Annotated in this window: 13 protein-coding genes; 10 read left to right on the top strand and 3 right to left on the bottom strand. The window is 69.5% G+C overall.

What is annotated here, in order from left to right:
* Positions 1-166 precede the first annotated feature (166 nt).
* The 4 genes from thrA (at position 167) to AAGI91_08510 (ending at position 5,393) form a co-directional block, all read left to right on the top strand.
* Complete coding sequence (gene thrA / locus AAGI91_08525; protein ID MEM1042659.1) at positions 167-2,620, top strand: bifunctional aspartate kinase/homoserine dehydrogenase I; 2,454 nt, start codon at positions 167-169, stop codon at positions 2,618-2,620.
* A 17-nt stretch (positions 2,621-2,637) separates the two neighbouring features.
* Positions 2,638-3,429: a 4-hydroxy-tetrahydrodipicolinate reductase gene (gene dapB, locus AAGI91_08520; protein MEM1042658.1), complete on the top strand. Its 792-nt coding sequence runs from the start codon at positions 2,638-2,640 to the stop codon at positions 3,427-3,429.
* Between the two features lie 187 nt (positions 3,430-3,616).
* Positions 3,617-4,519, top strand: coding sequence for a 4-hydroxy-tetrahydrodipicolinate synthase (gene dapA, locus AAGI91_08515; protein MEM1042657.1), 903 nt, complete (start codon positions 3,617-3,619; stop codon positions 4,517-4,519).
* A 43-nt stretch (positions 4,520-4,562) separates the two neighbouring features.
* Positions 4,563-5,393 (top strand): 2,3,4,5-tetrahydropyridine-2,6-dicarboxylate N-succinyltransferase, encoded by an 831-nt coding sequence (locus AAGI91_08510; protein MEM1042656.1) that lies wholly within the window; start codon positions 4,563-4,565, stop codon positions 5,391-5,393.
* A 4-nt stretch (positions 5,394-5,397) separates the two neighbouring features.
* Here the strand turns inward: AAGI91_08510 and AAGI91_08505 are convergent, their stop codons facing one another.
* The gene (locus AAGI91_08505; protein MEM1042655.1) at positions 5,398-6,558 is read right to left on the bottom strand and encodes a hypothetical protein; all 1,161 of its coding nucleotides are present in this window, start codon (positions 6,556-6,558) and stop codon (positions 5,398-5,400) included.
* 105 nt (positions 6,559-6,663) lie between these two features.
* Complete coding sequence (gene mreD / locus AAGI91_08500) at positions 6,664-7,134, bottom strand: rod shape-determining protein MreD (protein MEM1042654.1); 471 nt, start codon at positions 7,132-7,134, stop codon at positions 6,664-6,666.
* 169 nt (positions 7,135-7,303) lie between these two features.
* Between mreD and AAGI91_08495 the strand changes: the two genes are divergently transcribed.
* The 3 genes from AAGI91_08495 to AAGI91_08485 all read left to right on the top strand — a co-directional run bounded on the left by AAGI91_08495 (position 7,304) and on the right by AAGI91_08485 (position 8,707).
* Positions 7,304-7,543, top strand: coding sequence for a hypothetical protein (locus AAGI91_08495; protein ID MEM1042653.1), 240 nt, complete (start codon positions 7,304-7,306; stop codon positions 7,541-7,543).
* A 22-nt stretch (positions 7,544-7,565) separates the two neighbouring features.
* Complete coding sequence (gene msrB, locus AAGI91_08490; protein ID MEM1042652.1) at positions 7,566-8,051, top strand: peptide-methionine (R)-S-oxide reductase MsrB; 486 nt, start codon at positions 7,566-7,568, stop codon at positions 8,049-8,051.
* Between the two features lie 137 nt (positions 8,052-8,188).
* Complete coding sequence (locus AAGI91_08485) at positions 8,189-8,707, top strand: hypothetical protein (GenBank protein ID MEM1042651.1); 519 nt, start codon at positions 8,189-8,191, stop codon at positions 8,705-8,707.
* An 11-nt stretch (positions 8,708-8,718) separates the two neighbouring features.
* On the opposite strand, the gene AAGI91_08480 is transcribed toward AAGI91_08485, so the two are convergent.
* Positions 8,719-9,057: a hypothetical protein gene (locus tag AAGI91_08480; GenBank protein ID MEM1042650.1), complete on the bottom strand. Its 339-nt coding sequence runs from the start codon at positions 9,055-9,057 to the stop codon at positions 8,719-8,721.
* Positions 9,058-9,678: 621 nt separating this feature from the next.
* Between AAGI91_08480 and AAGI91_08475 the strand changes: the two genes are divergently transcribed.
* The 3 genes from AAGI91_08475 (at position 9,679) to AAGI91_08465 (ending at position 12,953) form a co-directional block, all read left to right on the top strand.
* On the top strand, positions 9,679-10,428 hold the full coding sequence (locus AAGI91_08475) for an electron transfer flavoprotein subunit beta/FixA family protein (GenBank protein ID MEM1042649.1): 750 nt from the start codon (positions 9,679-9,681) through the stop codon (positions 10,426-10,428).
* Between the two features lie 185 nt (positions 10,429-10,613).
* Positions 10,614-11,615 carry an electron transfer flavoprotein subunit alpha/FixB family protein gene (locus tag AAGI91_08470; protein MEM1042648.1) on the top strand — a complete coding sequence of 334 codons (1,002 nt, stop codon included), beginning with the start codon at positions 10,614-10,616 and terminating at the stop codon, positions 11,613-11,615.
* Positions 11,616-11,672: 57 nt separating this feature from the next.
* Positions 11,673-12,953, top strand: a complete 1,281-nt coding sequence (locus AAGI91_08465) for an acyl-CoA dehydrogenase (GenBank protein ID MEM1042647.1) — start codon at positions 11,673-11,675, stop codon at positions 12,951-12,953.
* Position 12,954 lies beyond the last annotated feature (1 nt).

Raw genomic sequence — 12,954 nt, 5'->3', positions numbered from 1 at the left:
GTGTCAATGGAGACCGGGCGAAGACCCAGAGGGCCGCAGACACGGGGTGCCGTAGACACGGGGTGCCGTAGACACGGGGTGCCGTAGACACGGGGTGCCGTAGACACGGGGTGCCCTACCCGTCGGCACGGTATCTTCCAGCCCCTTCTCCCCTCACTGCCTGACCATGCCCGGCGCCTCTACCCAACCGGTCCGCATCGCCAAGTTCGGCGGCACGTCGGTGGCGACGCCGGAGCGGGTGCGCGAGGTGGTCCGGCTGGTCGCGGCGATGCCGGAGCGCCGGGCCGTGGTGACCTCGGCCTTCGGCGGGGTGACGGACCAGCTGCTCGGCGCGATCCAGGCCGCGAAGGGGCGGACGGGCGAGCACCGCTCGGTCCTCGGCGCGCTCCGCGCCCGCCACGCCGAAGCGCTCGGCGCGCTCGCGCCCGAAGCCGAGCGAGAGGCCCTGCGCGATCACCTCGACGCGGTCTTTGGCGCGACCGCCGAGCTGCTGCACGGGGTCTACCTGCTGCGCGACTGCTCGCTGCGCTTCCAGGACGCGATCATCTCGGCGGGCGAGCGCCTGTCTGCTCCGCTCGTCGCCGCCGCCTTCCGGCAGGCGGGGCACGACGCCGTCGCGCTCGATGCCACGCACCTCGTCCGTACCGACGACGACTTCGGCGAGGCCGCCGTCGACTTCGCCGCGACCCGGACGCTCGTCCAGGACCGCTTCGCCGGACTCGACCCCGGCTTGGTCCCCGTCGTCACCGGCTTCCTAGCCTCGACTGCCGAGGGCGTCACGACGACGCTCGGGAGGTCGGGGAGCGACTACACGGCAACGATTCTTGGCGGGGCGCTCGACGCTGCCGAGGTCGTGATCTGGACCGACGTGGACGGGGTGCTCTCGGCTGACCCGCGCATCGTGCCCGAGGCGTTTACCCTCCCGCACCTCTCGTACCGCGAGGCGGCGGAGCTGGCCCACTTCGGCGCGAAGGTGCTGCACCCGCGCACGATGCGCCCGCTCGAGAAAGCGCGCATCCCGCTTCGGATCAAAAACACGATGCAGCCCGAGGCCCACGGCACGCTCGTCACCGCCGACCCGCCGCCGAGCGAAGGGTCGATCAAAGCGGTCACATCGGTTCGCGACGCCGCGCTCGTGACGCTCGAAGGGGCGGGCATCCTCGGCGTGCCCGACCTCACGGCGCGCGCCTTCGCCGCCCTCGCCGAGGCCGAGGTGCCGGTCCTGCTGATCGCCCAGGCCTCCAGCGAGGGCAGCCTGTGCTTCGCCGTGCGCGGGGCCGACGCTGCGGAGTCGGTCCGCGTACTCGACCGGGCGTTCGAGCGCGAGTGCGAGCGCGGCGATCTCCACGGCATTGCGGCTCAGTCCGACCTCGCCGTGATCGCCGGGGTTGGCGACGGGATGCAGCACGCCTCCGGCCTCGCGGGCAGGATGTTCGCTACCCTCGGCCGCGCCCGCGTCAACGTCCTCGCGATTGCCGAGGGCGCGAGCGAGCACAACCTCTCAGCCGTCATCCGCGACGCTGACGCGCCGCACGCGGTCGAGGCGCTGCACGAGGCCTTCGCGCTCCGCCGCACGCGGGCGCATGTCGTCCTCGTCGGCACAGGGACGATTGGTGCGCGGCTCCTCGGCCTTCTCCACTGGCAGGCGCCGGAGCTGGGGGAGCGACAGCGGCTGCACCTCCGCCTGGTCGGCCTCGCCGACAGCCGGCGGCTCGCATGGGATGAAGCCGGGATCGGGTTCGACGCGGCCCTCGACCGGCTCGAAGAGACTGGAGGCGACGTGCTCGGCCCCCTCACCGAGCGCGTCACCGGGGCGCGGCTCGAACGGCTCGTCGTGGTCGACGCGACGGCGTCCGAGGCGGTGGCGCGCCGCTATCCCGAGTGGCTGCGTGCCGGGGCCGCGGTCGTCACCCCGAACAAGCAGGCCAACACCCTCGGCGAGGACGTCTACAAGTCCGTCCGCGACGCGGCCCGAGACGGCGAGGCACCCTACCTCTACGAGACGACGGTCGGCGCAGGCCTGTCGGTTATCTCGACGCTCCGCGACCTTGTCCGCACCGGCGACACCGTGCGCCGGATCGAGGGCGTGCTCTCGGGGACGCTCGCGTTCGTCTGCAACGCGATGCGCGAGGGCGCGGCGTTTTCCGAGGCCGTCCGCGCCGCCGCCGACGCGGGCTACACCGAACCGGACCCCCGCGACGACCTCTCGGGCGACGACGTAGGCCGCAAGCTGACGATCCTCGCCCGCGAGCTAGGTCTCCAGCCCGACGCCGTCCGGGTCGAGTCGCTCGTCCCCGACGCACTCCGAGATGTGCCGCTCACCGACTTCTGGGAGCGGCTGCCCGACGCCGACGCCGCGTGGCGCCACCGGCTCGCCGAGGCCGACGGCCAGGTGCAGTACGTCTCCGTCCTCACGCCCGAGGCGATCCGCGCCGGGGTCGAGGTGCTGCCGCCGGACTCGCCGCTGGCGGACCTCCGCGGCGCGGCCAACGTCGTCGCCTTCCACACCGCCCGCTACGCCGCCGACCCGCTCGTCGTGCAGGGTCCGGGTGCGAGCGCCGAGATCACCGCCTCCGTCCTCCTCGCCGACATCGTCCGGGCCGCCGAAGCGATGCGGTGAGCCGCCCCCTCGTCCCGATGACTTCCGACCCTCGACCTCCGACCCCCGACCCGCTCCGCATCGCCCTCGTCGGGACGGGCCGGATGGGACAGGCCGTCGAGGCCGTCGTCGCGGACAGCCCGCACACCATCGTCGCCCGGTTCGACGCGGCGCACCCGCTCGCGGACGTGCGCGACCCCGAGGACGAGCTGCACGGCGCCGACCTCGCCATCGACTTCTCAGCCCCGGACGTGGCGCTCGACCACCTCCACCAGTACTGCTTCTGGGGCCTCGACGCGGTCGTCGGGACGACGGGCTGGACGGACGACCTGGCGAAGGTCGAGGGGTGGGTTGAGGAAGGGCAGAACGGGGTGCTGTGGGCCCCGAACTTCTCGCTCGGCGTGGCCGTCCTCGTTCGGGCAATCCGGGGCGCACTCCCGCTCCTCGACCGGCTCGCCGACTACGACCCATTCGTCCACGAGACCCACCACACGGGCAAGGTCGACAGCCCGAGCGGGACGGCGCTGATGCTGGCCGACGAACTGCTCGCCGGCCTCGGCCGTAAGACCCGCACCGAGACCGAGACGCAGCACGGCCGGATCGACCCCGACGCGCTCCACGTTACCTCGGCGCGTGCTGGATATGTCTTCGGTGAGCACACCGTCGGGTTCGACAGCCCGGTCGACCGGCTCACGTTTCGGCACATGGCGAAGGGCCGTGCGGTGTTCGCCGCCGGAGCCGTCCGCGCCGCCGCGTGGGTCCACGGCCGCACCGGCCTCTTCACGCTCGACGACATGCTGGAGGAGGTGAGCCGGGAGTCCGAGGGATAATCCGGCGTGGAGAGTGGGGAGAGCGAGGAGGGACGAGAGCGTTGGCGCAGAGCGCGGCGGCCTCGGTACCTTTCTCGGCTCTTATTTCCATTCCCTCCATTCCCTCCATTCCCTCCATTCCCTCCATTCCCTCCATTCCCTCCATTCCCTCCATTCCCTCCATTCCCTCCATTCCCTCTGCGCCGTCATGCCCGACCTCCTCTTCCGCGGCACCGCCCCTGCCCTCGTCACCCCGTTCACGCCGGACGACCGGATCGACGAAGCTGCCTTCCGCCGCCTGGTCGACTTCCAGATCGACGGCGGGATGGAGGCGCTCGTGGTCCTCGGGACGACGGGTGAGAACCCGACGGTCACGCATGACGAGCGGCGTTTGCTGATCGACCTCGCCCTCGACCAAGCGGCCGGCCGCGTACCGGTCATCGTCGGGACCGGGACGAACGACACGGCCGAGAGCGTGACCTTCTCGAAGGAGGCCGCCGACGCCGGGGCCGACGCGCTCCTCGTGGTCGGGCCGTACTACAACAAGCCGACGCCCGCCGGACTGCTCCGCCACGTCTCCCTCATTGCCGACGCGACCGACGCGCCGATCCTGCTCTACAACGTCCCCGGTCGCACCGGCTCCAACATCACCGCCGAGACTACGCTGAGCATTGCCGAGGTGGTGCCGAGCGTGTTTGGGACGAAGGAGGCGAGCGGCGACCTCGCCCAGATCACCGACCTCCTCGCCCACCGGCCCGACGGGTTTGGGGTCTACTCCGGCGACGACGACATGACGCTCGCGATGCTCGCTCTCGGCGCGGACGGCCTCGTCTCGGTCATCGGCAACGCCGTCCCCGGTGCGGTCTCTGGGATGGTGAGACTCGGGCTGCGGGGCGACTTCGAGACGGCACGGGCGCAGCACTTTGCGCTCCTCGGCGCGATGCGAGCGTCGTTCTTCGAGGCCAACCCCGGTCCGGTCAAAGCTGTGCTTGCCGAGATGGGGATGCTGCACGAGTCGGTCCGCTCGCCTCTCGCCCCCGTCACAGCCGAGACGCGCCGCCGCGTCCTCGACGCCTACCGCCCGCACATCGCAGCGGCTATCCCTTCCTGAGGGCGCAGCATGCTGCGCCCCTACGTTCACTTCACCCGCATCCATGTCTGACCTCCGCCAGCGCATCGAGCACCACGTCGCCGCCGACACGCTCGACCGCGACGCCGCCCTCGCCGACTTCAGCGCCTTCCTCGACGCCCTCGAAGCCGGCACCGTCCGCTCGGCCGAGCGCGGTGCGGACGGCGCGTGGCACGCCAACGGCTGGGTGAAGGAGGGCATCCTCCTCGGCTTCCGGCTCGGCGACATCGTGGACTACTCCGACGGCCCGTTCGCCTTCTTCGACAAGGCGACCTACCCGACGCAGCCGCTCAGCCTCGACCGGGGCGTCCGCATCGTCCCCGGCGGCTCGACCATCCGGCGCGGGAGCTACGTCGCGGCCGGGGTCGTGTGCATGCCACCGATGTACATCAACGTCGGGGCCTACGTGGACGAGGGAACGATGGTCGACTCGCACGCACTCGTCGGGAGCTGCGCGCAGATCGGGAAGCGCGTGCACCTCTCGGCGGCCGCCCAAGTCGGTGGCGTGCTCGAACCCATCGGGGCCGTGCCGGTCGTGATCGAGGACGATGTGTTCGTCGGCGGCGGATGCGGGGTCTACGAGGGCTGCGTGGTCCGCGAAGGGGCCGTCCTCGCGGCGGGGGTCATCCTCACCGGCTCGGCGCGGGTCTACGATCTCCCGAACGAGACCGTCCTCCGGCGCTCGGGCGATGGACCGTTGGAGATTCCCGCCGGAGCCGTCGTCGTCCCCGGCACGCGGGCCGTCGATTCCGACTTCGGGCGCGCCCAGGGGCTGAGCCTGAGCGCGCCCTGCATCGTCAAGTACCGCGACGCCTCGACCGACGCCGCGACGACGCTCGAAGAGGCGCTACGGTGAGCCCTCAGCTTTGTGAGGCGGCCGTCCGAACCACGTTCCAGGCCGGCTTCGGCGTCCCGTCCGGCGCGACGACGCCGAGGAAGCAGACGTAGTCCCGGAGCCGCTGTGCGAGCGCCGGCGGGAGGTCGTCCAACTCGTCGCCCCAGATCGCTTCGTTGAACAGGTCGCAGGTGGCCCCGCCGAAGTCCTGGAACGTGAAGATCGACGCGAACCGGACCTGCGGCGTGCGGCCGATCTCGGCGAAGAGCCGCTCGAAGCACCCGCGCTGCCACGCGTCGGACGCGCCCATCGACTCGGGGCTCGGGCAGGTCAGTTCCTGGATGGCGATGGGGCCGGAGCCGTAGGCGGCGGCGACCTCGCGGAAGTCGTCGAGGATGTCGTCCAGCGCGAAGACGGTGAAGAAGTCCTCCAGCGGGACGTCGAGCTGGATCGGTCCGTAGTTGAACGGGATGATGTCCGTCACGGCCCGGAGGTCGCGGAAGGTCTGCGACTGCGCGCGGATGGCACCGGCCGTGAGCGTGACACCCACGGCGAGGCGGGGCTCGATGTCGTGGACCCGCTCGCGGGCCGCTTCGACGAACCGGACGTAGGGTGCCCGCTCTTCGGGAAACTCCCCGTCGAAGCGGGAATCGATCTCGTTGCCGACGCCCAGGTAGAACCCGCCCCGCGCCGCGAGGATCGGCACGACGCGGTCGAGGACCCGGCCGAACCGCTCGATGATGGCCGGGTCGTCGAGCGAGACGCCGTCGCCGAGGCCGCCGCTGCCGTCGGAGAGGTCGTCGGGGAGGTTGTAGTCCTCGATGTCGCCGACGGTGAGGTTGACGAACGGCGTGAGGCCGAGCGCCTGGACCGCGTCGAGCGCCTCGGTGAAGTCGTCCAGCGTGTAGACGCCCGGCTCGGGTTCGAGGTCGGGCCAGTCCACGTAGAAGGTGAAGCCGCGCAGGCCGCCAGTCACGGCGTCGTCGAAGAGCGCCCGCTCGGGCGTACCCTCGGCCGGGAGGTCGGCGCTGCCGTAGGCGGAGAGGCTGAGCACGCGCCCGGACGCGAGGAGCGGCAGCGACGCCGCCTCCGACGTTTCGGCGGGCGCCACCGGGGCCTCGGAGCAGCCTGCCGCCAGCATACCCAGCAGGAGGATCAGGGAAATAAAACGCGGGCGTATCGTCATGATTCCAGGGGGCTAGAGGAACGAGATATCGGACAGGCAAGGTAGGTCCTATAGCCGCTCGCACGTCCTCGGTCGTAACACATCCCACTCGGCAAAAAACCCGACTCAGCGCGCCTGGACGAGCGACCAGACGACGGCGACGACCGTCGTGTAGAGAGCCGCGCCGAGCCACAGCGCCCACACCAGCGTCGGCGTCCGCGTGCTGTGCGCGAGCGCGAGGAAGACCACGAACAGCCCGTTGTGGATCAGCGCGAGGCCGAGCGTCCCGATGGCCGTCTGCACCGGCCCGAGGCGCGGCCCCTCGGTGCTCTCCGACTCGAACAGCCCGACGATGAACCCGAGCAGCGTCTTGACGAACATGTGGATACCCCAGGTCCCGTGGAGCATGTCCATCAGCAGGCCCGCCGCGAAGCCGCTCGCCGTGCCTGGGACGCGCCCGAAGCGGAGCGCGATGTAGGCCACGTAGAGCAGTACCACGTCGGGGTACGCCCCCCACAGCTTGAGCCGTCCGAACACGAGCCACTGGAGGGCAACGACGCCGAGGCCGATCAGGACCTGGCGGAGGACGACGGGCATCGGAGAAAGGCGCGGGTGAGAGGTGAGCGGCCGTCTAAAATACGGCGAGCGCCAGAACGAGGACAGGCTCAGCCGCCGTCCAGCAACATCTCGAGGCGTCTACCGTTTTCCCTGGCAGAGCACACCCTCCAGGAGAGCATATCCTCCTTCAATCAGCGCGCCGATCACCATGCCTGTCCGAGATTCCGACCACACAACGGTTGTCGCCGTCTACCCTGCCCGCCACTACGCCGAGATGGCCCGCGACGCACTCCGTGATGCAGGGATCGAGGCTTTTGTCGCAGCCGATGACGTGCATGTGCCGCTCCAACTCACCGAGGGTGCCAAGCTGATCGTGCTGGAGCAGGACGCAAAGGCCGCGCAGACCGCGCTGGCCGACGCCGGCCTCGCTCCCGAAACTCCTGCCTAATTCCTGCCGCTTTGTTCACCCTATGCCTGACACTGCCAACACCTCCACTCTCGGCTACGACCTCACCCCGCTGCGCGGCGACGCGCGCGACCGCGCGGCCGACGCGGCAGGCCTCGACGCCGAGGAGCGCCGCATCCTCCTCGACCACGGCACCGAACGCCCCGGCTGCGGCCTCCTCCTGGACAACAAGAAGGCCGGCACCTACGTCTGCCGTCTCTGCGGCCTCCCGCTGTTCGGGAGCGGAGCCAAGTTCGAGTCCGGCACTGGCTGGCCGAGCTTCTTCCAGCCCGTCGCCTCCGAGCACATCCGCGAACTCCGCGACGTCTCGCACTTCATGATCCGCACCGAGACGCGGTGCGCCCGCTGCGACGGCCACCTCGGGCACGTCTTCCCCGACGGCCCGCCGCCGACCGGCAACCGCTACTGCATGAACTCGGCGGCACTCGCCTTCTTCGCCGAGGGCGAGTCCCCCGAGCAGCGCACCGCCGGCGCGCCGACCGGTTCGTAGCAGGGTCGGACTGTACGCTCAAGGTCGGCCAGCTTGGGTTTTGTGTGTCGTCCGGTGATCGGTAAGAGGCACGTTTGCTGCGTCCTCCTGTGAGGGCCCGCCCTCGTCCTTGCCTCTTTCGCTCAACCGGCTTCGTCATGCGCTGCACGCTCGCTCTCGCTTTCCTCCTGACCTTCGCCCTGCCGGCGGCCCATGCTCAGATCGGCGTCCTCGGCTATGCCGGCTACGACACCGATGCCGAGGGGCTCGTCGTCGGCGTCGGTGCTGAGGTAGACCTGCCCGTCGCGGCCCCCGTCGCGCTCGCGGTGCGGCCCTCGGGTGAGTACCTCCTCGCGACCGACATCACCGTCGCCGACCGCGTCTTCACGCGGACGATGGGCCAGGTCAACCTCGACCTCATCGCCCGCCTCGGGACACCGGGCATCCAGCCCTACGCCGGAGCCGGGCTCAGCGTGCGCCTGATCAGCTTCGACACCTCGGACGACGACGCCGTCGAGGGCGACCTCGACAGCGCGGAGAACAACGTCGGGGCCAACCTGCTGGCCGGGGTCGCGTTCGGCGGCCTCGGGCCGGTCAGCCTGTTCGTTCAGGGGCGCGCTACCCTGTCCAGCGGGAGCGCGGGGACGTTCGTAGGCGGTCTGCGGGTGGGACTGTAGCCTGCGGCGGTCTACGAGTCCACCAGCACTCCAGCGCGCCGTGCGGCAAGCGCCTCTTCGAGCGTGCTGACCACCCGGGCTACGCGCCCGCGCCCGCGCAGCAGCAGCGCGCACAGCTTCGCCATCTCACGGTCGAGCGGGCGCACGGCGATCGTCACCTCGACTCCGCTGCTGGCCGCCGCTTTAGCGTTCACCATCGCCATCAAGTCTTCGGGCTCGAGAATGAGCGACCTGATCAGCCGCCCGTCCCAGATCACGTCGAACTGCCGGTCCCACCGCGCGTCTTGGAGGAGCCCCTGGGCCGCCTCCACAATGTCCCTGCCGCGCACTTCGTCCCGGAGCTCGACCACGGCGAGCCTTTCTCCCTTCTGTATTGCAACGGAATATCCCACAAAGAGCCCCACTTAGTAGTGATTAGGATGTGCAGAATAACAACCCATCTGCCTGCACGATGCTGAACTATAATACGGTCACACTTCGTCAACTACCAACTAACCATGCCGGTGCACGCCTCGTTGTGCGAACATGTGTCTCAGAGCCTGTATTCGAACCGAACGTGACCGGCTGCCAACGGCGTGGCACGACGCCTTCGGCGTTGTGCCGCATCGCCGATGCGGTGCATCGGCTGGTGGAGTCGCTGCGCTCCTCGATGCTGCGCATTCGGACGCCCTGCAGGCTCCGCGCCGCGCTCGCTCTCGCCTACGCGCTCTGAATCCAAACAGTCTCTTGGTCCTCTGGCACGTTGAGACGGACAGGCTTTCTTCTTTGTCATCCCGGACCCCGATCCGGGATCTAAGGCAAGGCTTGGAGATGGGCTGCGCCGCTGCTGCGCGGTCTGAACCACGTTCAGGATGACCTACCTGTCAACGTGAGCTTGTCGCAGCACGTAGCAGTTGACCTAGATTTCGACAGACGACCCTCCGGAGGGGCGGTACCTTCGCTCGACTACCCCGACCGCTTCCCTCTGACCGATGAACTTCTGCGTCTGCATCAAGCAGGTCCCCGACGTGTCGGCTCCCATGCACGTCCAGGGCGGCGACCTCGTCGTAGACGCCGGCCGCGTCGTGCTCAACGCCTACGACGCGAGTGCCGTCGAGGGCGCGCTCACGTTCGTTGAGGAATACGGCGGCACGATTGACGTGCTCCTCGTCGGGCCGGAGCGGGCGGCGGAGACCGTCCGCAAAGCCCTCGCGATGGGTGCCGACCGGGGCCTCCACCTCGTCGTGCCCGAAGACGCCGACCTCGACTCGGCTGCCGTGTCGCAGATTCTGGCCGACTACCTCCGCGACAAGGCGTACGACGTGATCGCCGCCGGCAAGCAGGCGCAGGACACCGACGCCGGCCTCACCGGCTCGATGCTCGCCGAGCGTCTCGGGCTGGCCTACGTCACGAACGCCGTCGTCCTCGCTGCCGATAGCGACACGTTCGTCGTGACCCGGCAGGGCGACACGGCGCAGGAGGTCATCGCCTTCCCGACGCCCTGCGTCGTGACGATCTCGAACAACATGAACGACCCGCGCATCCCCAACCTCCGGGGCGTGATGGCGGCGAAGAAGAAGCCCATCGAGACCGTCGCGGTGGAGGACGTGCCCACTGCCTCGGTCCGAACCGTCAGCTACGAGCCCCTCCCGACGCGCGAGCCGGGCGAGATCGTCGAGGGCACGCCGCCCACGCAGGCTGCCACGCTCGTCCGTCACCTTCAGGAAGCGAGCGTTCTCTGAGAACGGGGTTGGCTCGGCGTGGAGAGAACGGAGAGTAAGGGGGGGTTGACGGTTGAAGAAAGAAGGAGCGGATGAGAAGGTGAACGGACATTGGCGCAAAGTGTGGTGATCTCGCTACCTTGACCGGCTTCTCTCAGCGCTCACACCCTCCCTACCCTCCACGCCGAACCAACCCTTCCCACTCCATGCCAACGATCCTCAGCTACATCACCCTCGCGGACGGGGAGCCCACGCGCGCCTCGCTCGGCGTGCTCACGCGCTGCCGCGAACTCGCCCGGGCGCACGGGCACGCGCTCGCCGCCGTCATCGCCGCGCCGGACGCGGAGTCCGGAGCCGAGGTCGTGCAGCGCTACGGGGCCGCGACGGTCTACGCCGTGTCCGACGATGCCTTCGAGCAGGCGCTCAACCCCCACCTGGTCGACGCACTCGCCGCCGTGATCGAGCGGGCGCAGCCGGTGCTCGTGGCGTTCCCCTCGACGGAGCGCGTGAAGGACATCCTCGGCGCGCTCGCCGTGCGGACCGGCGGGGTCGCCGTCTCCGACGTGGCCGCGTTCGACCTTGCGGATGCGGGTCTCGACACCCTCCGGCCGGTGATGACAGCCAAGCTCCTCGCCCGCACCCGTGCTGAAGCCCCAGAGGGTGCGCCCGTCCTCGTCTCTGTCCGCAACGGGTCCTACGCTGCCGAGGAGGCACCGGTCGAGGGTGCGGTCGAGGCCGTGCCGTTCGAGGCGGGCAAGGTTCGGCAGACGCTCCGCGAGGTCATCGCGAGCGTGTCGGACGGGGTCGACCTCTCGGACGCGCGCATCGTGGTCAGCGCCGGGCGCGGGGTGAAGGACGAGGCGGGCAAGCAGCTTGTCGAGGAACTCGCCGCCGTCACCGGAGCCGCCATCGGGGCGAGCCGGGGCAACATCGAGACGGGGATGTTTCCCGAGGAGGCGCTCGTCGGGCAGACGGGGAAGGTCGTCTCGCCGGACATCTACTTCGCCATCGGCATGTCGGGCGCGCTGCAGCACCTGGCCGGAATGTCGGGCAGCCGCGTCATCGTCGCGGTTAACAAAGACCCCGACGCGCCGATCTTCGACGTGGCGACCTACGGCCTCGTCGGCGATCTCTACGAGGTGCTGCCCGCCCTCATCGCCGAGATCAAAAAGACGCAGAGCGCGAACGAAATGGCCTCTGCCGGGTAGGGGATCCCCCTAAGCACGGACGTATCTTCACGATCTGCACCAGACCAACGACTTTCTATGCCGAAGCAGCCGTTCAACACCGACGACGCCCTCCTCTTTGAGCAGATGCTCGGCGAGGAGGACCGCCTCATCATGCAGTCCGCGCGCGACTTCGCGCAGCAGAACCTCGAGCCGCGCGCGCTCGAAGGCAACCAGGAGGGCGTCTTCCACGACGAGATCCCCGGCGAGATGGCCGAGATGGGCCTCCTCGGCGCGACGATCCCCGAGGAGTACGGCGGCCTCGGCGCGAGCTACACCGCCTACGGCCTCATCACCCGCGAGCTCGAGCGCGTCGACTCCGGCTACCGCTCGTTCGCGTCGGTGCAGTCGTCGCTCGTGATGTACCCGATCCACGACTTCGGGACCGAGGAGCAGCGCCTGCGCTTCCTGCCGAAGCTCGCCACGGCCGAGATGATCGGCTGCTTCGGGCTGACCGAGCCGAACCACGGCTCCGACCCCGGCTCGATGGAGACGACCGCCACGAAGGTGGACGGCGGCTTCGTCCTCAACGGCGCGAAGATGTGGATCACGAACTCGCCCGTCGCTGACGTAGGCGTGGTCTGGGCCAAGTCGAAGGGCGACGGCGAGGACGGCGTGATCCGCGGCTTCCTCGTTGAGCGCGGGATGGAGGGCTTCTCGACGCCGACGACGCACAACAAGATGAGCCTCCGCGCCAGCTACACCGGCGAGATGGTCTTCGACGACTGCTTCGTCCCCGACGCCAACGTCTTCCCCGAGATCCGGGGCCTGAAGGGGCCGTTCTCGTGCCTCAACAACGCGCGCTACGGCATCGCTTGGGGCGCGGTCGGCGCGGCCGAGGACTGCTACCAGCGGGCGCGGCGCTACGTCGCCGAGCGGACGCAGTTCGGCTATCCCCTCGCGGCGAACCAGCTCGTCCAGACGAAGCTCGCCAACATGCTCACCGACATCACGCAGATGCAGCTTCTCGCGTGGCGCCTCGGCCAGCTCAAGGACGAGAACCGGGCCGCCCCGCCGATGATCTCGCTCGGCAAGCGCAACAACGTCGGCAAGGCACTCGACATCGCCCGCGTGGCACGCGACATGATGGGCGGCAACGGCATCACGGGCGAGTACCGCGTGATCCACCACATGGTCAACCTCGAATCGGTCAACACCTACGAGGGCACCTACGACATCCACGGCCTCATCCTCGGGCGCGAGGTCACTGGCCTCCAGGCCTTCATGCCGCGCGGCAACGACCTGCCGGCCAGCAACGGCCAGGCCAACGGGCATGCGAAGCCCCAGGTGGCGAAGGAACTGGCGACCCGCACCAACTAAG

This window comes from Bacteroidota bacterium (assembly GCA_038746285.1).
In the GTDB taxonomy this organism is placed as follows: Bacteria; Bacteroidota; Rhodothermia; order Rhodothermales; family JANQRZ01; genus JANQRZ01.
Note: the sequence above shows the minus strand (reverse complement) of the source record. Positions and strands in the feature narration are given on the sequence as shown.